Below are 21,376 nucleotides of genomic sequence, written 5' to 3'. Positions count from 1 at the left end.
CCGGCTATCAGGCGAAGGCGGGCACGCCGCTGTGGAAGCGGAACTCGCTGTCCGGCGTTTGGATAAGCTCTGCTTCAATGCGGCCGAAATAGGCCACCCGCTCACTGATGTCGCCACCGGCTATCTGTTCGGCAAGCTGCAGGTAATCCTGATAGTGGCGCGCTTCGGAGCGCAGCAGCGAAACGTAGAAACGGTTTAACTCGTCGTCCAGATGCGGTGCCAACCGGGCAAAACGCTCGCAGGAGCGGGCTTCGATATAGGCACCGCAAATCAGCTTATCAATCAGCGTGGCCGGATCGTGGGTGCGGATCTCGCGGATCATGCCTTTGGCATAGCGGCTGGCGGTGATCTTCTTATACGGGATCTGCCGCGCCAGCATGATCTCCAGCACCTGCGAGAAATGATGCAGCTCTTCTTTGATCAGCAACACCATCTTGTCCGCCAGATCCTGGCCGTAGGCCGAGCCGTTCTTAGGCAAGATCTTGCGGGTGAAATTGTTTTGCTGGAACAAGGCTTCCGGCACGCCCTGCGCTTCATGCAGAAATGCTTCATAAGGCCTTAGCAGCGCCAACAAGGCATCGCCGCTCTCCTTGTCTGCCACGTAACGGCGAATTAGCCACATGCCGGTTTGCGCCGCTTTCAGCTCGCACACCATATGGTCGGTCAGCAACAGCGGCAGGTTTTCCGGACGACGGGCGGCGTCGATCCAGGCGTCTGGGGTTTCGCAATGCAGGAAGTTTAAAATGGGGGCTAACAGGGATTGGTATTTCATCTGCTTCAACTGCCCTATGCATTTCAAGTTACAGCTAGCGCTGCGGCTTGAAAAACGGCGGGATAGGCGGGGCCGGCGAGCGCCGGCCCACAAGATTAATTAATGGCGTTTACCGTCGTCGTCTTCGTCGATGAAGTCACCTTCTTCTTCGTCGTCGTCACCTTCTTCGCCGTTCGGATCTTCAAAGTAGGTGCCCCAACCGTCGTAGTTGACGCCGCAACGTGCCGCCAACGCCACCAGCTGCTCTACCTGAGTGTCGATCAGCTCGGCGTTGAGACCGATTTCGCTGATCACGTCACAGCACATCACCAGGGTACCGTCTTCCACTTCCAGCTCTTCGGCGTCGGTCACTTCGTAGCCCAACTTGAAGGCTTCAACGGCGGCCTGCTCCAGCACTTCAAACTTCTCAGCAGAAAGGTGGTGTTCGATAGTGTAGAGCGCTTCCGGATCGCTGCCGTCTTCCAGCAGTTCTTCGATGATCAGGCGGGTCTCTTCACGTTGTTCTTCTAGCTGTTCGCGGTTTGCCATGCCTATATCCTCAAGTCAAATGGCCTGTATTCCTTCTATTTTCACACACCGTCGGCATTGCTTCCACGATAAACGTGAAAGATTTCTCCCACGGGGTTGAAATTGAATATTCATACATATAAAGTGAATTTTAATTCAATAACAACAATCAGGATACACGGCAATGAGTAGCATAAACCCGTTCTACAAACGTCACTTCCTAAGGTTAATGGATTTCACCCCGGCGGAGCTTCAGGCGCTGCTGCAGCTTTCGGCCGAGTTAAAGCAGGCCAAGCGGAAAGGCCAGGAAAAACGCCACCTGCAGGGCAAAAACATTGCGCTCATCTTCGAAAAAGACTCGACCCGTACCCGATGCTCTTTCGAAGTTGCCGCTTTCGATCAGGGTGCTCAGGTCACCTATCTGGGCCCAAGCGGCAGCCAGATCGGCCATAAAGAGTCGATGAAAGACACCGCCCGGGTGTTGGGCCGGATGTATGACGGTATTCAATACCGCGGTTATGGTCAGGCGCTGGTGGAAACCCTGGCCAACCATGCCGGCGTACCGGTGTGGAACGGGTTGACCAACGAGTTCCATCCGACCCAGTTGCTGGCGGATCTGCTGACCGTACAGGAGCACCTACCGGGCAAGCCGCTGAGCGAGGTGAAGCTCGCCTACCTTGGCGACACCCGCAACAACATGGGCAACACCCTGCTGGAAGCTGCCGCCCTGGCAGGCATGGACCTGCGACTGGTGGCGCCGAAGGCCTGCTGGCCACAGCCGGAGCTGGTGGCAGAGTGCCAGGCATTGGCGAAACAGACCGGCGCCAAGATCACCCTGACCGAAGACATTGCCGAAGGGGTGAAGGACGCGGACTTTCTGTATACCGACGTGTGGGTATCGATGGGCGAGCCGAAAGAAACCTGGCAGGAGCGTATCGCGCTGCTGAAGCCTTATCAGGTCAATATGGCGATGGTGAAACTGACCGGCAATCCGAACGTCAAATTCCTGCACTGCCTGCCGGCGTTTCACGACGACCAGACCACGCTCGGTAAGCAAATGGCCGAACAATACGGGCTGCACGGCGGCATGGAAGTCACCGATGAGGTGTTCGAATCTGCACACAGCGTGGTGTTCGATCAGGCCGAGAACCGCCTGCACACCATCAAGGCGGTGATAGTCGCCACCCTGAGCGAAACGTTTTAATCTGCATTGCCGGGGCGCAGTGATCCAGCACGCTGCGTCCCCCTCCCGCCTTTTCCGTCTAATATATTTTAAGCATATCAAATAGCCGATTGGCCTTTGTCAGCCGCCGACAAAGACTCTACCGTGGCATTCTGGCGGCGAAAACGCCGTGAAAACAAACGATAACAATAATTTCTTGCCGTACATTCAAGGGAAAACATCGATGAAAGCCAAAGTCCTGCCGCTGTTAATGCTTGCCGCCCTGTCCTCCTCCGCGCTGGCCGCCACCCCGCCCAATACGCTGGTGGTCGTGCAATCGCTCGACGATATCGTCAGCCTGGATCCGGCGGAGGCCAACGAGCTGTCGAGTATCCAGACCGTCCCAAGCCTGTATCAGCGGCTGGTGCAGGCGGATCGCGACGATCCGGCGAAAGTGGAACCGGTGCTGGCGGAAAGCTGGCAGGGCGACGCCGTGGCCAAAACCCTGACCATCAAACTGCGTCCGCAGGCGACCTTCGCCTCCGGCAACCCGCTGACTGCCGATGACGTGATCTTTTCCTTTAGCCGCGCGGTGAAGATGAACAAGTCACCGGCGTTTATCCTCAACGTTCTCGGCTGGCAGCCGGACAACATCGACGCACAGCTGAAAAAAATCGACGACCACAGCCTGCAACTGAGCTGGACGGCGAACGTCAGTCCTGCGGTGGCGCTGAATATTCTCTCCACGCCGATCGCCTCGATCGTCGACAGCAAGGCGGTGCAGCCTAACGCCAAAGACGGCGACTACGGCAATGCCTGGCTGAAAATGCACTCCGCCGGCAGCGGGCCGTTTAAAATGCGCGTCTATCAACCGCATCAGGCGATTGTGCTGGACGCCAACCCGACGTCGCCGGGCAGCAAGCCACTGCTGAAAAGCATCATCATTAAAAGCGTGCCGGACTCCGCCACTCGCCGCCTGTTGATCCAGCAAGGTGACGCTGATGTGGCGCGCGAACTGGGCCCGGACCAAACCGTGGCGCTGAAAAATCAGCAGGGCGTGAAGGTGCTGGAAATCCCCTCTGCCGAGCAGAATTACCTGGTGTTCAACACCGGCAATACCGCCAATCCGCTGTTGAAAAACCCGGCGTTCTGGGAAGCGGCGCGCTATCTGATCGACTATCAGGGCATCACTAAAGACCTGCTGAAGGGCCAGTATTTTGTGCACCAGAGCTTCCTGCCGGTCGGCTTGCCGGGCGCGCTGAAAGACAATCCGTTCAGTTTCGATCCGGCCAAAGCCAAGGCCATTCTGGCCAAGGCCGGTATCACCAATGCCTCGCTGACGCTGGACGTCGAGAACAAACCGCCGTTTATTACTATTGCTCAGGCGTTGCAGGCCAGCTTTGCCGAAGGCGGCGTGAAGGTGGAACTGTTGCCGGCCGCCGGCAGCCAGGTTTATTCGCGGGTACGCGCCCGACAGCATCAGGCGGCGATCCGCCTGTGGATCCCGGACTATTTCGACGCCCACTCCAACGCCAGCGCCTTCGCCTATAACGACGGCAAGACCAGCACGGTCGCAGGCCTCAACGGCTGGCAGATCCCACAGTTGAACCAGCAAACGCTGGCGGCGGTGGCCGAAGCCGATCCCGCCAAGCGCAGCGCGCTGTACACTGCCATGCAGCAAGAACTGCAACGCAGTTCTCCGTATGTCTTTATCGATCAGGCGAAAACCGAAGTGGTGCTGCGCGATAACGTCAAAGGCTATCAGCAGGGTCTGAACGCCGACATGGTCTACTACGATCGCGTCAGCAAATAACCGACTCGCGCCACGGAGCTCCACCGCCTGGTGAAATGATGATTAAGGGAGATTTTTCCCCTAAGGCCACTGGCAAAGTGCTCCCAAGTTTCGTAGTAAGGGCGCTGCATGCTGCGCCCTATCGCATAATCAATCGGTTAAATCGGGTCGACATATTCGACCCCTACCGGTTTAACCCTTATGCGGGTTTGTCTGCGGTCTGAGGGTGGCTTCCCCCCCTTTAATCGGCAAGCGCTCTAGCGGGGAATACGTGCGGCGTTATAGCAGGTGATATCCACTTCAACCTTGCAATCCACCACCAGATCGGCGACCGCGCAAATCCGTGCCGGGGGGTGAGCGGCAAAGAACTCGCGAAAGACTTTATTGAATGACTGGAAGTAACGCGCATCAGTCAGAATGACCTTAACGTGCACCACGTCTTCCAGGCCATATCCCGCTTCCGCCATAATATCCAGGCAGTTTTGGATCGCCAGGCGAGACTGATCGATAATCCCCCCCTCCACCACTTCGCCGTCTTTCATCGGCGTTTGGCCGGAAATGTACAACCAGCCACCGGCTTCTACCGCGCGGGAAAAGGGCAGATGCTGCCCACCGGTCCCGGTTCCGCCGTCAATGCCGTATCTTTTGATCGTCATGCCTTGCTCCTGTCGATTGTGTTGCCCTGACGGCACAAAAACCGCCCGGCGCGCAGGCCGGTCACGGCCTGATGTTGATAACTCAGTACGCCGTTCACCCACACCGCGTCGATCCCTGCGGCGGGTTGCTGCGGTTGGCTGAACGTCGCGCTGTCTTTCACTTTCAATGCGTCAAACAATACCAGATCGGCGTAGTACCCTGTTTTGATCAGCCCACGCTGCGGCAGTTGATAACGCGCCGCCGACATACCGCTCATTTTGTGCACCGCCACCGTGAGCGGGAACAAACCTTCATCGCGGCTGTAGTGGCCCAGCACGCGGGGAAAAGCGCCCCACAGGCGCGGGTGCGGCATCGGATCGTTCGGCAAGCCATCCGATCCCACCATGGTCAGCGGATAGCGCAATACCCGGCGCACATCCTGCTCGTCCATGTTGTAATAAATCGCCCCCGCCGGCATCAGCCGTTTGCCGGCCTCATGCAGGCTCATTGACCAGGCCCCGGCGATGTCCCGCAAGGATTGCCCCGCCATCTCCGGGTGCGGTTCGGACCAGGTGATGACGATATCGAACTCATCGGTGATCTGTTTTAAATCCAGCGTCGATGAACTGGCGGAATAAGGGTAACAGTCGCAGGACACGTCCTGCGTCTGGCGCACCTTGTCGAACAGCTTGAGCGTTTCCTGCGTGCGGCCCCAGTTTTTCGCCCCGGCGCATTTGTGGTGCGAAATCACCACCGGCACCCGGCCATGGCGGCCAATGTGGAATGCCTCCTCCATTGCCTCGAGTATGGGCTCAAATTCAGAACGCAGGTGAGTGGTGTAAATCCCCTGCTCACCCGCCAGCTCTTCCGCCAATGCCATCACCTCTTGCGTGGGGGCAGAGAACGCCGAGGCATACGCCAGGCCGGTACTCAGACCCAAAGCGCCCTGTTGCAACGCGGCACGCAGCTGCTCACGCATGGCGCAGATTTCCTCGGCATTAGCCGGGCGAAACAGGTCGTCCATCTGGTTACTGCGCAGCGTGGTGTGCCCGATCAGCGTCGCCACATTCACCGCCGGCGTCGCGGCCTCGACCTGCTGACGATAATCGGCAATCGTGGGGTAAACGAAATGCGCTTTTTCTCCCAGCAGGTTCATTGGATCGGGCACGCTGGTTTTGATCACCGCCCCGGCAGCACTGATGCCGCAGTTGCCGACAATCACCGTTGTCACCCCCTGAGATATCTTCGGCAGCATCTCGGGCATGCGGATCACATTGGTGTCGTCGTGAGTATGTACGTCGATAAACCCCGGCGACAGCACCCGCCCCCGGCCGTCGATCACCACCTCGGCTTCAGCCTCTATGGCGGGTGCGATCGCCGCAATCCGATCGTCTTTCACCGCCACATCGGCACGGTATTGCGGCCCGCCGCTGCCGTCGATCACCGTGACATTTTTAATCAGATACTGATACCGCATGAATCATCATCCTCAGGTTAGTGTCTTGGGGCAGCGACTCAGTCCCCCAGCGGCTGCCGATCTTCTCCTCCACGGTGACTGTCCAGCGCCAGCTTGATGCGACGCAGACGGTCCCGGGACTGGCGTTTATTCGCCATGGCCAGCGCCGTCGCCAGCACGTCGACCATCGCCAACATGGCGTAGCGCGAAGTGCTGGGTTTATAGATGTAATCATTTTCCCGCACCACCAGCGCCAACAGCACGTCGGCCTGCGCCGCCAGCGGCGTTCCTGCCGGCGTGATGGCCACCACTTTGGCCCCGTACTGGCGAGCAATCGCCGCACTTTCCACCACTTCCTGCGTGTAGCCGCCCAGCGACAGCGCCACCACCACATCCTGACTGGCCACCGCCGCCGCCATCATGCGCACCAGCAAGCCGTCGCTTTGCGCGGTCACCGGCAGCCCGAGCCGAAACAGGCGGTGCTGTACCTCAGCGGCACAAATGGTCGAACCGCCCCCCATGCCAATGGCCAGAATTTGCCGCGCGTCGCTGAGCCACTCCACCGCTTTGGCCAGCGCCGGCTCGTCGATCGTCCGGCGGTTAATCGTCAGGACATTGATGATGGTTTCGTAAATCCCCTGGATCCCTTCCAGGTCCGGTTCTTCATGGATAAACCGTTGCCCCACCGCCAACGACTGCGCCAGCTTGACCTTAAGGTCACGCACGTCACGGCAGCCCAGCGTTTTGGCGAAGCGCGTGATCGAGGCCTGGCTGACGTTGGCCTGTCGGGCCAGCTCGGCAATCGGCAAAGCGGTCGCCGCGTCCGCCTCGTCCAGAATGAATTGCGCGATACGTTTTTCGGCGCTGCTCAGCTCAATAAAAAGCTCTGTAATGCGCGAGATAATGTCGATATCCACCCCCATCGCCTCACCCCATAGTGATTAAATTTTGTCATTTACAATGCAAGAAAACAGTGGAAGACTACACAAAAATCAGCGTTAAAAATGATACTTTGTACCCTAAAATCAAAAAATAATATTTAAATCCAATTAAAATCAAATAAATAAATCAAGATACCCCAATTTAAAAAAGATAGAGCACCCAAAGGATAATGTTATGAAATACCAAAAAGATTTCACCGTTACCCATAAGGCCGCCGTGCTGCGCAGTGACCCGTCTGCGCCGGCAAACCTGCTTAACGAAGATGTCTGCCTGCCGGCCGCGGTGATCAAGCTCAGCAGCCTGGAAAACAATATCGCCTGGATGCAAAACTATGCCGATGCACGCGGCGTCTCGCTGGCCCCGCACGGTAAAACCACCATGACCCCCTGGATCTTCCAGCGTCAGGTAGCCCAGGGCGCCTGGGCGGTGGGCGTCGGTTCAGCCTGGCAGGCGAAGGTGGCAATGGAGGCGGGCGTCCCCCGGGTACTGATGGCCAACCAACTGGTCGGCAAGGCCAATATGCGACTCGTGGCCGAATTGAAAGCGCAACATCCCTCCACCCTTTTCCTTTGCTGCATCGACAGCCTGAGCAATGCGCAAGCCCTCTCGGCGTTTTTCAGCCAGCATGGGCAAACCCTGGATGTCCTGTTGGAACTGGGCGTGCCCGGTGGCCGCTGCGGCTGCCGTAGCGTGGCACAAGCCGAGCAACTGGCGCAGGATATTGCCGGGCTGCCAGGGCTGCGCCTGCAGGGTATCGAGCTATATGAAGGCGTGATGCACGGCGACGACGCCCAGAGTAAAATCGAACGGTTCCTGCGTGACGCCGCCGGCTTGCTGCGTGAACTGCACCGGCAACGTCTGCTCAGCGGTGAAGAAGCAATCCTCACCGGTGCGGGCTCTTCCTGGTATGACGTGGTTTGCCGCGTTTGGGGTGAAGAGTCGCTGCCGGAAAACTGCCGTCGGGTGATCCGCCCCGGCTGTTACATCACCCACGATCGGGGAATTTATCAGGACGCGCAAAATGCGGTGCTGGCCCGCGATAGCTACGCCTGCGATCTGGCGGGGGAGCTAACCTCGGCATTGGAATTGATAGCGCTGGTACAGTCGGTGCCGGAGCCGGGCCGGGTTATCGTCAATTTTGGCAAGCGAGACGCGGCTTTCGACGCCGGATTACCGCAGCCGATCGCCCATTACCGCAACGGGGTTCGGCAAGACAGTGGCGTGCAGCAGTTAACCACCCAGGGGATTATGGACCAGCACGCCATGTTAAGCTGCCCGGCAGACTTCCCGGTGCAGGTTGGAGATATACTGGTGTTTGCCACCTCTCACCCCTGTCTGACCTTCGATAAATGGAAGACGCTGTTGGTGATTGATGATAATTACAACGTTATAGAAACCATTGAGACATTTTTCTGAGCTCGGAAAAGGATATTTCATGACCAGCCTGCCCACCGACAGCCTGCTGTCGGTGCAGAATCTTTCTCTGACGACCCCAGGGAAAGCCCCGCGAATTGATCGGGCCAGCTTCAGTATTCAACCCGGTGAATCCGTTACCATTATCGGCCCGAACGGCAGTGGGAAATCCACGCTATTGCGGCTACTGACCTGTGAGCTCAAGCCGACCGAAGGCGAAATTCTCTTTCAGGGAACGCCCCTAGCCAGCTTAAAACCCCTGCAACGCGCCCGCGCTATCGCCTTGCTGAGCCAGCACGATGATGCGGATTTACGGCTTAAGGTTAGCGAGTATGTGGCGCTGGGACGACTGCCCTGGCTGGCCGATCATTCGCCATCTCAACACGCGCTGATAGTTGCAAAAGCGATGGAGGAAGTGGGTATCGGCCACCTGCAACATAGCCCGCTGGGCAAGCTTTCAGGCGGTGAACGCCAGCGCGCCGGGTTCGCCAGAGCATTGGCGCAGCAGCCGGTGCTGTTATTGCTTGATGAACCCACTAACCATCTCGATCCGCTGGCCCGACATCAACTGCTGTCGCTGATCCATGAAAAAAAGATAGCCACGATAAAAGTGCTGCACGATCTCGAGCTGGTGCAACCCTTTTCCGATAAGGTGATGATCATCAATAAAGGGAAAATCCTTTGTTATGACCGCCCTGAAACGGTGCTGGAATCGGCGCACCTGCAACAGGTGTTTGGCATGAGAACGCTGCAGGTTCGTCATCCGGAAAGCGGCGAAGCTGTGCGTTTCTTCGAGGCTTTACCGACATAATCCCCGCGATATTCGCCACAATCGACAATTGTTTGATCTAACTATATTTGTCATACGAATTATTCAGGTATGTTGCCCCGTTTCCAATAAACCGGGTTATTGACTTCGGTTTTGCCGTTTTGCCCACGGGATTACCCGAGTGGGATGACCTTCCTCCGCCCCACTGACGCCAGGCCAGACAACCGACGGTAATGCCCAATCAATAGCCTTTCGGTGCAATGAATCTGGAGTCGATGTGAAAAAGTTAACCCTCGCCGCGTTACTGGCATTCACCGCGGCAAGCGCCGGGGCCTCTGGTTTCCCGGTTACGGTGGACAACTGCGGCCAGCCCCTGACCTTTGAACGCCCGCCACAGCGTGCCATTATTCAAGATATCAATATGTCGCAAATGGCCTTTGCCCTGCAGCTCCAGCCTTCTATCGTCGGCGTGACAGGGATCTCCGGCTGGTACAAAAACATCCCTGAATTCACGCAGCAGCAGGGAACCATTCCTGAACTGGCCCCCAAATACCCGACGATCGAAAACCTTCTCGCTGCCAGTCCAGACCTGTTCTTCGCCGGCTGGAATTATGGTCTTCGTGGGGAAGTGACCCCGCAAGCGCTGGCAAAATTCAATATCAAAACGCTGGTGCTGAGTGAAAGCTGCATCCACGTCGACAACCATCGGCCGCGGGCCAGTATGGATTTGCTCTACGACGATATGATCAGGCTCGGCAAAGTCTTTGGTAAACAGGAACAGGCGGAAAAGCTGGTCGCAGGCTGGCAACGTCAGGTGGCAGATATCCATCGAAAAATTGCGACGCAAAAACCCGTCAGGGTGTTCCTTTATGATTCTGGCGAAGAAAAGCCCTACACCAGCGGGGCCTACGCCATGCCGACGGCGATTATTGAAGCCGCTGGGGCAACAAACGTGATGGATACCCTGAACACCAGCTGGGTGAACACCAATTGGGAAAGCGTGGCGGCGACAGAGCCTGAATTTATCATTCTGGTGGACTATCAGGCTGAGCCCACCGACAGCATCGATGCGCGGCAGCTTTTCCTTGAACAACACCCCCTGATGAAGCAAACCCCGGCAGTGGTTCATCACCGCTATTTGAAATTGAAATACCAGGCGTTAACACCGGGGCCGGTCAATATTGAGGCGATCCACAAACTGGCTCAGGCCCTTTATCCTGCCGCTGTTAGCTGATGTCGGAAAAAATACGTTTCAGGCTGGCCTGGACCCTCGCCCCGCTGTTATTGGCAGGGTTAATCTTCGCCAATGTCGCCCAAGGCAGCGTGTCGCTCTCTCTTGCCCAGGTGTTAAGCGCGCTGGGCATCGTCCCGGGTGATGTACCCCCCATGATCAAAAGCATCGTGCTGGAACTGCGTTTGCCACGCACCTTGCTTGGGCTACTGGCGGGGGCTGGCCTGGCGTTGGTCGGCGCGCTGTTGCAAACCACAACCCGCAACGATTTGGCCGATCCCTTTCTGTTTGGCCTCTCCTCTGGCGCCTCCGCCGGCGTGGTGCTGGTGATGACCCGTCTCGGTGATAGCCTCGGGGCCTGGACGTTACCGGTGTCTTCCTTTGCCGGTGGCATGCTCTCTGCTGCCGTGGTGCTGGTTATTTTTATGACTCAATCGCAAAAAGGCACCGAAAAGCTGATTATCTGCGGGCTGGCGGTTTCTTTTTTATTCGGGGCCTTCACCAACTATCTGGTTTTTTCCGGCGATCAGCGTACCGCCAGTAGCGTACTATTCTGGACGCTGGGCGGGCTGGGGCTGGCCCGCTGGGATAATGTGCTTTTTGCCTTGATAGCGCTGCTGTTGCTGGTGGTATTGATTGCCTTGCGCTGGCGATCGCTGGACGGCTTACTGGCGGGCGAACAGACCGCCGGCACGCTGGGCATCAACACCCGCCGTTTGCGCACGGAAGTGTTTCTTTGCTGTTCGTTGGCGACGGCATTACTGGTGGCATTGACCGGGGTGATAGGATTTGTCGGCTTAATGGTTCCCCATCTGGCGCGCCCTTTTACCGGCGTACGTCACCGGCGTCTGCTACCGTTGGTCGGGGTGTTAGGGGCCATATTGCTCTCTGCTGGCGATCTGCTGAGCCGCGTCATCACCGCCCCCCAAGAGCTGCCCATCGGGATCATTACCGCCGGGCTGGGCGGCGTTTTCGTTCTGGTGATTTTGCTGCGCCGAGCCCACTGAAGGTAAATTTTCTGCCATGCGGCTAAAGGCCACCAGCCAATCGATTGCGAAATGACAAAAATCGGCGTTTTAGCGCTTGCAGTGGACAAAGGCGCGAGTATAATGCGCGACAATTTGCCAGGAGAAAGCATGAAAAACGACGTTTGTTTTGTTAGCCACAACCGACAAAACCGACTGCCAATCGGCAGCCAACTGCCGTTGTTTCTCCTGTTGCTAAACCGATCGTTTCAAGCCCCTCGTTGAGGGGCTTTTTTTTGCCTGAAAAATCTGTTCAAAGCCCCGCGCCACGGGCACGAGTCGAGGAGAGTGAAAAATGGCCAACCCGCTGTATCACAAACATATCATCTCTATTAACGATCTCAGCCGCGAGGATCTGGAGCTGGTGCTGCGCACCGCCGCCAGCCTGAAAGCCAATCCGCAACCCGAGCTGCTAAAACACAAGGTGATCGCCAGCTGCTTCTTTGAAGCCTCGACCCGTACCCGCCTGTCGTTTGAAACCTCGATGCACCGTCTGGGCGCTTCGGTAGTGGGTTTTGCCGACGGCAGCAACACCTCGCTCGGCAAGAAAGGCGAAACGCTGGCCGACACCATCTCGGTGATTGGCACCTACGTCGACGCCATCGTCATGCGTCATCCGCAGGAAGGCGCGGCGCGCCTGGCGACCGAATTCTCCGGCGGCATCCCGGTGCTCAACGCCGGTGACGGCGCCAACCAGCACCCAACCCAGACGCTGCTCGACCTGTTCACCATTCAGGAAACCCAGGGCCGCCTGAACAACATCAATATCGCCATGGTCGGCGACCTGAAATACGGCCGCACCGTGCACTCACTGGCGCAGGCGCTGGCCAAGTTTGAAGGCAACCGCTTCTTCTTCATCGCGCCGGACGCGCTGGCAATGCCGGCCTATATCCTGCAAATGCTGGAAGAGAAAGGCATCGAGTTCAGCCTGCACAGCAGCATTGAAGAAGTGGTCCCCGAGCTGGATATTCTCTACATGACCCGGGTGCAGAAAGAGCGTCTGGATCCTTCCGAATACGCCAACGTGAAGGCGCAGTTCGTTCTGCGCGCAGCGGATCTGGCCGGCGCACGCGCCAACCTCAAGGTGCTGCACCCGCTGCCACGTATTGACGAAATCACTACCGACGTGGACAAAACGCCGTACGCCTACTATTTCCAGCAGGCGGGTAACGGCATTTTTGCCCGTCAGGCGCTGCTGGCGCTGGTTTTAAACGCAGATTTGGCTCTTTAAGGGGGAACCGTCATGACTCACGATAACAAACTGCAGGTTGAAGCGATCAAGTGCGGCACGGTGATTGACCATATTCCGGCACAGATCGGGTTTAAGCTGCTGACGCTGTTCAAGCTGACCGCCACCGACCAGCGCATCACCATCGGCCTGAACCTGCCTTCCAACGAGCTGGGCCGTAAAGACCTGATCAAAATCGAAAACACCTTCCTGACGGAGCAACAGGCCAACCAACTGGCCATGTACGCGCCGAAAGCCACGGTTAACCGCATCGACAATTATGAAGTGGTACGCAAGCTGACCCTCAGCCTGCCGGATCACATCGACGGCGTGCTGACCTGCCCGAACAGCAACTGCATCAGCCGCAGCGAACCGGTGTCTTCCAGCTTTAGCGTGAAATCCCGCGACGGCGACGTACACCTGAAATGCCGCTACTGCGAAAAAGAGTTCGAGCATCAGGTGGTCTTGCAGGCGGACTGAGTTCGGCCGGCGGCCGGGAGATGAGGCTGTTATTCTCCCGGTGACTGCCTATAATGGGAACCCCGTAGGGGCACCGAATACCGGGCCCGACGCTACGGAGAGCCACGCAGCCCACCGCGCTGCGATTTGAAAGACGAAGGGTATATCAGGAGAAAAAATGTCACGTAACATCAGCACTGAACTCGCCCCGGCAGCCATTGGTCCTTACGTGCAGGGCGTTGATCTGGGCAGCATGATCATCACTTCCGGCCAGATCCCGGTCGATCCGAAAACCGGCGCCGTTGCCGACGACGTTGCCGCTCAGGCTCGCCAGTCGCTGGAAAACGTTAAAGCGATCGTTGAAGCCGCCGGCCTGAAAGTGGCCGATATCGTGAAAACCACGGTTTTCGTGAAAGATCTTAACGACTTCGCTACCGTTAACGCCTCTTATGAAGCTTTCTTCACCGAGCACAGCGCGCCGTTCCCGGCCCGTTCCTGCGTTGAAGTGGCCCGTCTGCCGAAAGACGTGAAAATCGAAATCGAAGCCATCGCCGTTCGTCGCTAATACCGCGATCACGCGCCCAACGGTCAGCCCAGGCTGGCCGTTTTTATTTTTAGTATTTTTATTATTTCAATTATTTTATAACGATAGACCTACCCTCCCCACATTTACAATTCCACATTAAAAATACGTCTATAATTATTTTCGCCCGGCCAGGCTATGATTTCTTGTGATTTATTAACCAGACTAATTATCTCAGGAGAATATCCCATGGCTCAAAGCATATTGGATTATTTTATCCAACAGGTCACTTATTCCCCCGAAGCACTGGCGATCGTCAGTGACGATCAACGTATTACCTACCGACAGTTAAATGAAGCCAGCAACCAACTCTGCGGTCAGTTGCAACGGCAGGGCGTTAGCCCCGGTGACAACGTGCCATTAGTCGCGCTGCGCACGCCGGAATTGCTGATAGGTATCCTGGCGATTATCAAAGCTGGAGCAAGTTATATCCCCATCGATGCCCGATATCCTGAAAAAAGAATTCTGGATATTGTCAGACAAAGCGGGTCAAAATTAATCATATTGAGTAACTTATCAATTACTTTTGAAATAAATAACCCCGATGTGAAAATTATTACCATTGATAATATTACATCAGATAAACTGGTTCCTTTTGAATTAATAAATCCCAAGAGTGATGCAACGGCTTATATTATTTTCACCTCTGGCACTACCGGCAAGCCCAAGGGAGTGATGATTGAACATCATTCACTGTTGAATATTATTCTCTGGCATAATCAAAAATTCGCCATGAGCCATGAAAGCCGTTCCACGCTGATAGCCGGTATCGGCTTTGATGTGGCTCAGTGGGAAATCTGGGCAGCATTGCTCAGCGGCGGCACGCTATATTTGCCGCAAGAAGAGACCCGACTGCAGCCCTCTGCCCTGCTCAACTTCTTCGCAGACCACCAGATCACCCATGCTTTCGTGCCCACGGTGTTGGTGGCTGAAATCGTCGGCGCGCCACAGCCAGAAAACCTGGCGCTGCGCTACCTGTTTACCGCCGGGGAAAAACTCAACCCGATCGATCTCCGTGGAGTGAGTTACCCCTTGGTGGATTACTACGGCCCCACTGAAGCGACCATCTTCGCCACTTGGAATCGGGTCACTTGTGCAACACAAAACACGGCCGCGACTATCGGTCGACCGGTGGCAGACACCGAGATCTTCATTCTCGACGATCATCTGCAACCGGTGAGTGGCCAACAGGCTGGCGAGCTTTATATCAGTGGCCGTTGCCTGGCTCGTGGTTACCTGAATGACCCACAGCTCACCGCAGAAAAGTTTATTACCCCGGTGCATTTTGCCGGTAAACGCCTCTACCGCAGCGGCGATCGGGCACGCTGGCTACCGGATCAACGCATTCAATACCTCGGGCGTCTAGACGACCAGATCAAAATCCGCGGTAACCGCGTGGAACTGGGCGAAATAGAAAGCGTTATGGTGCAGGTTGCGGGAGTGAAGGCGGCTGTCGCTATTGCCACCCAACCCCAGGATCCGGCAAACAAACAGATTGTGGCGTTTCTGGCGGCTGACAATGACGACGGCGAGTTGGTCGAACGTGTGAAGCGGCAGCTGAAAGAAATGTTACCTTCATACTTCCTGCCCGCCAGCTTCCTGGTGATGGAACGCATGCCGATCAATGCCAATGGTAAAACCGATAAGGCCGCGCTGTTGGCCCTTTCCCGCACGGATCAGTCTCCGACAGCAGAGACGCTGACCGGCAGCCGGCAGATCATTGCCGCTATTTGGAGCCAGGTATTGGGGACGGCGAATATCCGCGCCGAAGACAACTTTTTCGACATCGGCGGCCATTCACTGCTGGCAGCAAAGCTGGCGACGGCCATCGATAACACAATCGGAGTCAAAGTCTATGTGCGCGATATTTATGAATATCCGACGATAAACCGTCTGTCGCAGGCGCTGGATGAACGCAGCGGCCATGCACTGCCGACGGTGGACAGCGAACCGGTACGTGCTCTGCAAGACGATGTTTGGCTGCCTGCAGATATCACCATCAACCCGGATTATGATGTGCGACAGGTCAGCGACCCCAAAGCCATTTTGCTCACCGGCGCCACCGGCTTTGTCGGTGCGCATCTGCTGGCAGAGTTGCTCGCCACAACCCGTGCCGAGTTGTATTGCCTGGTGCGGCAGCGCAGCCGGATAACCCCGCAGCAACGACTCGACGAGATCCTGAATCGCTATCAGATTACTTTATCCGCCGAGCAGTACGCGCGCGTCCATCTGATCCCCGGCGACGTGGCCGAGCACGATTTCGCCCTGTCACCTGAGCACTTCCGTGAACTCAGCCAGCGGATCGATATCATTTATCATTCGGCAAGTGCGGTGAACTTTATCCAGCCCTATTCTTATATGAAACGCGATAATGTGCAGGGCCTGCGCGAAATCATTCGTTTTGCCGCGTACCGACGCACCAAACCACTGATGTTGATGTCGACGATTTCGGTCTACAGCTGGGGGCACTTGCATACCGGCAAACGGGTGATGCTGGAAAGTGACGACATAGATCAGAACCTGCCGGCGGTGATCACCGATATCGGCTACGTCCGCAGCAAATGGGTAATGGAGAAAATTGCCGATCTGGCGGCATCGCAAGGCTTGCCACTAATGACCTTCCGTCTGGGGTACGCCACCTTCCACAGCCGAACCGGCGTCAGCGCCAGCTACCAATGGTGGGGACGGCTAGTCAAAACCTGTATCACCAGCGGCACCCAGCCGGTGTTGCAAGACCTGCGCGAGGGCCTGACGACGGTGGACTATATGACCCAATCCATTGCCCATATCACTCGCAACCCTCAGGCGTTAGGGAAGAAATTCAACCTGATCCACCAGCACCAGAATAACCTGACGCTACAAGCCTTCTTCCGCCTGCTGGAGCGCGAGTGTGGCTACCGTTTCCGACAGCTGCCTTTCGATCAATGGCGAGCACAGTGGGAACACGACGCTAATGCACCGCTCTACCCGTTGCTCAGCCTGTTCAGGGACAATATGGTGAATGGGCAATCGACGGTGCAGCTCTACCAAAATACCTACCAATGGGATTGCAGCAACCTGCAGCATTTCCTGCGGCACAGCGGGATCGAAGAACCGCGGTTTACCCGGCAAATGCTACTGAATTATCTGCGGCAGTCTATCGGCACTTCGCAGCAAGCATTGCAGGTATAAATACCAGGGCGGGTCTTCAGGGCCCGCCCGCGTCCTTTGCCCGGTGAGTTGCGCCATCACTGCTCATAGTCAACCCACACGCGCCGCAGTTTTGCCCCGTTTTAAGGCAGCGCCCGCTTTGGTTGCACCCAAAGCGGGCCATTTCCTGCCGCGAGCCGGCGTTTTCGCGCCATTTTCGCCCCTTTATCACCTTGGCACATTTTATGCTGGTTCTGTATACAGCCTGCAATGTCGACGAGGTGATGATGCTAAATATCGATCTGTCTGCTTCACCGTTTTTTGATGAGATGCTTCTGGCTGAGGGTAAGCACCGGGGTCACTACGAGGCTTACTGGCATTGGCTGCAACAGGCTGACCAAAAGGCCATTCAACGCAAGAGGGAAGAGGCTGCGCTGCTGTTTCACCGGGTGGGGATTACCTTTAACGTTTATGGTGAGGATGACGGCGCTGAGCGCTTGATTCCGTTCGACAGCGTACCGCGCATCATACCCGCCAGCGAGTGGGCGATGCTCGATCGCGGTATCCGCCAGCGCGTACAGGCGCTTAACGCCTTTCTGCACGATATTTACCATCAACAACACATTCTGAAAGCCGGGATCATTCCGGCGGAACAGGTGCTGGCCAACGATCAATATCAACCCTGCATGCAAGGGGTCGATCTGCACCGCAATATTTACGCGCACATCGTCGGCGTGGATATGGTACGCAACGGTGACGGCCAGTATTACGTGCTGGAAGACAACCTGCGCACCCCGTCCGGTGTTTCCTATATGCTGGAAAACCGCAAAATGATGATGCGCCTGTACCCGGAGCTGTTCGCTCAGCAACGCATCGCGCCGGTGGAGCGCTACCCGTCGCACCTGCTGCAAACCCTGCGTGAAAGCTCGCCGATCAACGATCCTACCGTGGTGGTGCTGACGCCGGGCCGCTTCAACAGTGCCTACTTCGAACACAGCTTCCTGGCGCAGCAGATGGGGGTTGAGCTGGTGGAAAGCGCCGACCTGTTCGTCAAGGACGGGGCGGTCTTTATGCGCACCACCGCCGGGCCTTGCAAGGTGGATGTGATCTACCGCCGGGTGGACGACGCCTTCCTCGATCCGTTGGCATTCCGCCCGGATTCGATGCTCGGCGTGCCGGGCCTGCTGTCGGTATACCGCGCCGGCAACGTGGTGCTGGCCAACGCCATCGGCACCGGCGTGGCCGACGACAAGTCAATTTATCCGTACGTGCCGGACATGGTGCGTTTTTACCTGCAGGAAGAGCCGATCCTCAATAACGTGCCCACCTGGCAATGCCGCCACAAGAATGAACTGTCGTACGTGCTGGCGAACCTGGAACAGATGGTGGTGAAGGAGGTACACGGTGCCGGCGGCTACGGCATGCTGATTGGCCCGGCGGCGACCAAAGACGAAATCGCTCACTTCCGCAGCCTGCTGCTGGCCAAGCCGCATAACTACATTGCGCAAAACACGCTGGCGCTGTCGACCTGCCCGACCTTCGTCAACGACGGCTTGGCGCCGCGACATATCGATTTACGGCCGTTCGCCCTCAGCGGCGCGGAAATCCGCCTGGTGCCAGGCGGCCTGACGCGCGTGGCGCTGGCGCAAGGCTCACTGGTGGTCAACTCGTCGCAAGGCGGGGGAACCAAGGATACCTGGGTGTTGGAGGACGACGCATGCTGAGCCGAACTGCCAGTGAACTCTATTGGATGGCCCGCTATCTGGAGCGGGCGGAAAGCATCGCCCGGGTGCTCGACGTCACCAACAAGCTGTCGATGATGCCGATCCGCGACAGCGAGGATCAGGATCTGCAGGTACCGCTCAATCTGACCAGTACCGGACAGCTGTATGCCGCCGCCTACCCAGACCTGACGATGGCCAATCTGGTGAGCTTTTTTGCGCTCGACAGCCGTAACCACAGCAGCATTTACAGCTGCCTGCAAATGGGCTGGAACAACGCCCATGCGGTGCGCGGCAGCCTGTCTTCCGAGGTCTGGGAATGCATCAACGCCACCTGGATCGAAATGAAGCTGATCCGCCGTCAGGGCATAGGGTCAGTGGGCGCGGATGGCTTTTTCGACTGGGTGAAGGAACGTTCTCACCTGTTTCGCGGTGCGATGTTCGGCACTTTGCTGCGCAGCGACGCCATGTGCTTTATCCGTCTCGGCACCCTGCTGGAGCGCGCAGACAGCACTGCCCGTCTGTTAGGGGTCAAGAACTCGCTGATGGACAGCGACGGCGACCCGGTGCGCGAATATTACCGCATGGACACGCTGTTGCGTGCAGTGAGCGCACGCGAAGCCTACCACAGCATCTACAAGCAGCAGCTCAGTCGGGACACCATTGCCGAACTGATGATCCTGCGTAATGAAATCCCCCGCTCCTTGCTGGCCTGCGTCGGCGATCTGGTGCAACAGCTGGAGCAAATTGGCGGCAACAGTGCCAATCAGCCGCGCCGGCTGGCGCATACGCTGCACGCCGAGCTGCGCTTTAGCAGCATGAAAGATCTGAACAAGGTCGGGTTGAACGACTGGCTGGACGCGTTTCTCGGCCAGATTGGCGGCATCGCGGAGAGCATCCATCACACTTATCTGGAGGCGCAATGAAACTGAACATTGAGCACAACACCCACTATACCTATGCCCAGCAGGTGCAGCGCAGCACTCAGTATCTGCGCCTGACGCCGCAGGATTCGGAGCATCAGCGCATTATTTCATGGCAGTTGACGCTGCCGGAAGATGCGGTGCGCACCACCGATGCCTTCGGCAACGTGCTGCACGTGCTGACGCTGGATCACCCGCACCAGGCCATCAGCATTCAGGCCCACGGCGTGGTGGAAATTGAAGACGGTGCCGAAGATCAGGTGATGGGGCATTTGTCGCCGCTGGTCTTCCTGCGCCACAGCCCGCTGACCCAACCCGACAGCGCGATCCAGGCCTTCGCCCTGCGCTACTACCAACCGCAGGCGGTGCTGGACGGGCTGGAAAATCTGATGGGCGAGCTGCTGCTCAAAATGCCGTACACCCCAGGGTCAACGAGTGTCACCGACAGCGCGGCACAGGCATTCGCGACCGGCACCGGCGTCTGTCAGGATCATACCCACGTATTTTTGGCCTGCTGCCGCAGCCTGAACATTCCGGCGCGCTATGTCAGCGGCTATCTTTACAGCGAAGACTCCGCCCACGTCGCCACCCACGCCTGGGCCGAGGCCTGGGTCGACGACCGCTGGCACAGCTTTGACGTCACCAACAATACCCGCCTGCCGAATCAACACCTTAAGCTGGCGGTAGGCATCGACTATCTCGACGCCTGCCCGGTACGCGGGATGCGGCTCGGCGGCGGCTGCGAGAACATGCAGACCATCGCCGAAGTGCAGATGATGCCAACCGGCCAGTAGCCTCTTGCCGAAAACCAAGGTTTACGGCACGCTGGCGGTTGGCGGCGTGCCAGTATCGTTTTGAGGGATTGTGGTATGACCTATTGTGTGGCCATGCGCTTGTCTTCCGGGCTGGTCTTTGCTTCCGATTCGCGCACCAATGCCGGCGTGGATCATATTTCCACCTTCCGCAAACTGCACGTGTTTCAGCAGGACGGTGAACGCATGCTGGTGTTGCAAAGCGCCGGCAACCTGGCGACCACTCAGAGCATCATCAGCCTGCTACAGCGCCGCAGCAAAGATCCCGAACGCCTGAACCTGCTGAACGCACCGAGCATGTACGAAGCCGCCACGCTGGTGGGCGAAACGGTGCGGGAAGTGATCCAACGCGACAGCGAAGCCCAGCAAAGCGGCAGCACGACCGACTTTAGCTGCAGCCTGCTGCTCGGCGGCCAGATCAGCGGTGAAGAGATGCGGCTATTCCATATTTACCCGCAGGGTAACTTTATCGAGGCCACCCGCGATACGCCCTATTTCCAGATTGGCGAAAGCAAATACGGCAAACCGATTATCGATCGGGTACTGACCTACGACACCCCGCTGGAACAGGCGATGCAGTGCGCGCTGATCTCTCTGGATTCGACGCTGCGCAGCAACCTGTCGGTCGGCCTGCCGCTCGACGTGATGATCTACCCGCGCGACAGCTTTAGCAGTGCGCAGCAGTACCGTATCACCGAAGATCACCCGCATTTTAGCGCCATCCGTAAAGGCTGGGGCGAAGGGCTGGTCAGTATTTTCAAACAGTTGCCGCCGCTGCAACTGTAGGTTTTGCGGGCTCAGCATGCTGAGCCCCTA

At 57.2% G+C, this 21,376-nt stretch carries 19 protein-coding genes; 14 read left to right on the top strand and 5 right to left on the bottom strand.

Annotated elements, in window-relative coordinates:
- Positions 1-7: 7 nt before the first annotated feature.
- Both miaE and rraB read right to left on the bottom strand, forming a co-directional pair.
- Positions 8-772 carry a tRNA isopentenyl-2-thiomethyl-A-37 hydroxylase MiaE gene (gene miaE / locus M495_RS02105; RefSeq protein WP_020825015.1) on the bottom strand — a complete coding sequence of 255 codons (765 nt, stop codon included), beginning with the start codon at positions 770-772 and terminating at the stop codon, positions 8-10.
- A gap of 99 nt (positions 773-871) precedes the next feature.
- Entirely contained in the window at positions 872-1,300 is a 429-nt protein-coding gene (gene rraB, locus M495_RS02100; RefSeq protein WP_020825014.1) for a ribonuclease E inhibitor RraB, read from the bottom strand.
- Positions 1,301-1,463: 163 nt separating this feature from the next.
- On the opposite strand from rraB, the gene argF reads away from it, so the two are divergent.
- Both argF and M495_RS02090 read left to right on the top strand, forming a co-directional pair.
- Positions 1,464-2,483: an ornithine carbamoyltransferase gene (gene argF, locus M495_RS02095; RefSeq protein ID WP_041414153.1), complete on the top strand. Its 1,020-nt coding sequence runs from the start codon at positions 1,464-1,466 to the stop codon at positions 2,481-2,483.
- 202 nt (positions 2,484-2,685) lie between these two features.
- Entirely contained in the window at positions 2,686-4,254 is a 1,569-nt protein-coding gene (locus tag M495_RS02090; protein WP_020825012.1) for an ABC transporter substrate-binding protein, read from the top strand.
- A gap of 236 nt (positions 4,255-4,490) precedes the next feature.
- Here M495_RS02090 and M495_RS02085 read toward each other — a convergent pair whose 3' ends face one another.
- Genes M495_RS02085 through M495_RS02075 form a run of 3 tightly spaced genes read right to left on the bottom strand, consistent with a single transcriptional unit; the run spans position 4,491 to position 7,248 of the window.
- On the bottom strand, positions 4,491-4,889 hold the full coding sequence (locus M495_RS02085; RefSeq protein WP_020825011.1) for a RidA family protein: 399 nt from the start codon (positions 4,887-4,889) through the stop codon (positions 4,491-4,493).
- Entirely contained in the window at positions 4,886-6,346 is a 1,461-nt protein-coding gene (locus M495_RS02080; protein ID WP_020825010.1) for an N-acyl-D-amino-acid deacylase family protein, read from the bottom strand. The genes M495_RS02085 and M495_RS02080 overlap by 4 nt, the downstream gene beginning before the upstream one ends.
- Positions 6,347-6,384: 38 nt before the next feature.
- Positions 6,385-7,248, bottom strand: a complete 864-nt coding sequence (locus M495_RS02075; RefSeq protein ID WP_020825009.1) for a MurR/RpiR family transcriptional regulator — start codon at positions 7,246-7,248, stop codon at positions 6,385-6,387.
- 193 nt (positions 7,249-7,441) lie between these two features.
- Between M495_RS02075 and M495_RS02070 the strand changes: the two genes are divergently transcribed.
- The 12 genes from M495_RS02070 (at position 7,442) to M495_RS02015 (ending at position 21,346) form a co-directional block, all read left to right on the top strand.
- A complete protein-coding gene (locus M495_RS02070) occupies positions 7,442-8,683 on the top strand; it encodes an amino acid deaminase (protein ID WP_020825008.1) in 1,242 nt (413 codons plus the stop codon).
- A 19-nt stretch (positions 8,684-8,702) separates the two neighbouring features.
- Positions 8,703-9,491: an ABC transporter ATP-binding protein gene (locus M495_RS02065; protein WP_020825007.1), complete on the top strand. Its 789-nt coding sequence runs from the start codon at positions 8,703-8,705 to the stop codon at positions 9,489-9,491.
- Positions 9,492-9,726: 235 nt separating this feature from the next.
- A complete protein-coding gene (locus M495_RS02060) occupies positions 9,727-10,683 on the top strand; it encodes an ABC transporter substrate-binding protein (RefSeq protein ID WP_020825006.1) in 957 nt (318 codons plus the stop codon).
- Complete coding sequence (locus tag M495_RS02055; RefSeq protein WP_020825005.1) at positions 10,683-11,687, top strand: FecCD family ABC transporter permease; 1,005 nt, start codon at positions 10,683-10,685, stop codon at positions 11,685-11,687. Before M495_RS02060 ends, M495_RS02055 begins: the two co-directional genes overlap by 1 nt.
- 313 nt (positions 11,688-12,000) lie before the next feature.
- The gene (pyrB, locus tag M495_RS02050) at positions 12,001-12,936 is read left to right on the top strand and encodes an aspartate carbamoyltransferase (RefSeq protein WP_020825004.1); all 936 of its coding nucleotides are present in this window, start codon (positions 12,001-12,003) and stop codon (positions 12,934-12,936) included.
- Positions 12,937-12,948: 12 nt separating this feature from the next.
- Entirely contained in the window at positions 12,949-13,413 is a 465-nt protein-coding gene (gene pyrI / locus M495_RS02045) for an aspartate carbamoyltransferase regulatory subunit (protein WP_020825003.1), read from the top strand.
- A 157-nt stretch (positions 13,414-13,570) separates the two neighbouring features.
- Complete coding sequence (gene ridA, locus M495_RS02040) at positions 13,571-13,957, top strand: 2-iminobutanoate/2-iminopropanoate deaminase (protein ID WP_020825002.1); 387 nt, start codon at positions 13,571-13,573, stop codon at positions 13,955-13,957.
- A gap of 207 nt (positions 13,958-14,164) precedes the next feature.
- A complete protein-coding gene (locus M495_RS02035) occupies positions 14,165-17,146 on the top strand; it encodes a non-ribosomal peptide synthetase (protein ID WP_020825001.1) in 2,982 nt (993 codons plus the stop codon).
- Between the two features lie 245 nt (positions 17,147-17,391).
- The gene (locus M495_RS02030) at positions 17,392-18,828 is read left to right on the top strand and encodes a circularly permuted type 2 ATP-grasp protein (RefSeq protein WP_041415185.1); all 1,437 of its coding nucleotides are present in this window, start codon (positions 17,392-17,394) and stop codon (positions 18,826-18,828) included.
- Positions 18,822-19,751 carry an alpha-E domain-containing protein gene (locus M495_RS02025; protein ID WP_020824999.1) on the top strand — a complete coding sequence of 310 codons (930 nt, stop codon included), beginning with the start codon at positions 18,822-18,824 and terminating at the stop codon, positions 19,749-19,751. The genes M495_RS02030 and M495_RS02025 overlap by 7 nt, the downstream gene beginning before the upstream one ends.
- Positions 19,748-20,542, top strand: coding sequence for a transglutaminase family protein (locus M495_RS02020; protein WP_020824998.1), 795 nt, complete (start codon positions 19,748-19,750; stop codon positions 20,540-20,542). Before M495_RS02025 ends, M495_RS02020 begins: the two co-directional genes overlap by 4 nt.
- A gap of 75 nt (positions 20,543-20,617) precedes the next feature.
- Positions 20,618-21,346: a proteasome-type protease gene (locus M495_RS02015; RefSeq protein ID WP_020824997.1), complete on the top strand. Its 729-nt coding sequence runs from the start codon at positions 20,618-20,620 to the stop codon at positions 21,344-21,346.
- Positions 21,347-21,376 lie beyond the last annotated feature (30 nt).

Source organism: Serratia liquefaciens ATCC 27592, assembly GCF_000422085.1.
In the GTDB taxonomy this organism is placed as follows: Bacteria; Pseudomonadota; Gammaproteobacteria; order Enterobacterales; family Enterobacteriaceae; genus Serratia; species Serratia liquefaciens.
The sequence above is the reverse complement of the archived record's forward strand: the minus strand, read 5'-3'. Positions and strand labels throughout refer to the sequence as shown.

What these genes read in the sequence shown, in the direction of transcription:
- M495_RS02055 (WP_020825005.1), top strand. Translation starts at nt 10,683, where the DNA reads ATGTCGGAAAAAATACGTTTCAGGCTGGCCTGGACCCTCGCCCCGCTG.
- rraB (WP_020825014.1), bottom strand. Translation starts at nt 1,300, where the DNA reads ATGGCAAACCGCGAACAGCTAGAAGAACAACGTGAAGAGACCCGCCTG.
- pyrB (WP_020825004.1), top strand. Translation starts at nt 12,001, where the DNA reads ATGGCCAACCCGCTGTATCACAAACATATCATCTCTATTAACGATCTC.
- argF (WP_041414153.1), top strand. Translation starts at nt 1,464, where the DNA reads ATGAGTAGCATAAACCCGTTCTACAAACGTCACTTCCTAAGGTTAATG.
- M495_RS02035 (WP_020825001.1), top strand. Translation starts at nt 14,165, where the DNA reads ATGGCTCAAAGCATATTGGATTATTTTATCCAACAGGTCACTTATTCC.
- M495_RS02085 (WP_020825011.1), bottom strand. Translation starts at nt 4,889, where the DNA reads ATGACGATCAAAAGATACGGCATTGACGGCGGAACCGGGACCGGTGGG.
- M495_RS02025 (WP_020824999.1), top strand. Translation starts at nt 18,822, where the DNA reads ATGCTGAGCCGAACTGCCAGTGAACTCTATTGGATGGCCCGCTATCTG.
- M495_RS02075 (WP_020825009.1), bottom strand. Translation starts at nt 7,248, where the DNA reads ATGGGGGTGGATATCGACATTATCTCGCGCATTACAGAGCTTTTTATT.
- M495_RS02070 (WP_020825008.1), top strand. Translation starts at nt 7,442, where the DNA reads ATGAAATACCAAAAAGATTTCACCGTTACCCATAAGGCCGCCGTGCTG.
- ridA (WP_020825002.1), top strand. Translation starts at nt 13,571, where the DNA reads ATGTCACGTAACATCAGCACTGAACTCGCCCCGGCAGCCATTGGTCCT.
- miaE (WP_020825015.1), bottom strand. Translation starts at nt 772, where the DNA reads ATGAAATACCAATCCCTGTTAGCCCCCATTTTAAACTTCCTGCATTGC.
- pyrI (WP_020825003.1), top strand. Translation starts at nt 12,949, where the DNA reads ATGACTCACGATAACAAACTGCAGGTTGAAGCGATCAAGTGCGGCACG.
- M495_RS02030 (WP_041415185.1), top strand. Translation starts at nt 17,392, where the DNA reads ATGCTAAATATCGATCTGTCTGCTTCACCGTTTTTTGATGAGATGCTT.
- M495_RS02065 (WP_020825007.1), top strand. Translation starts at nt 8,703, where the DNA reads ATGACCAGCCTGCCCACCGACAGCCTGCTGTCGGTGCAGAATCTTTCT.
- M495_RS02080 (WP_020825010.1), bottom strand. Translation starts at nt 6,346, where the DNA reads ATGCGGTATCAGTATCTGATTAAAAATGTCACGGTGATCGACGGCAGC.
- M495_RS02020 (WP_020824998.1), top strand. Translation starts at nt 19,748, where the DNA reads ATGAAACTGAACATTGAGCACAACACCCACTATACCTATGCCCAGCAG.
- M495_RS02015 (WP_020824997.1), top strand. Translation starts at nt 20,618, where the DNA reads ATGACCTATTGTGTGGCCATGCGCTTGTCTTCCGGGCTGGTCTTTGCT.
- M495_RS02090 (WP_020825012.1), top strand. Translation starts at nt 2,686, where the DNA reads ATGAAAGCCAAAGTCCTGCCGCTGTTAATGCTTGCCGCCCTGTCCTCC.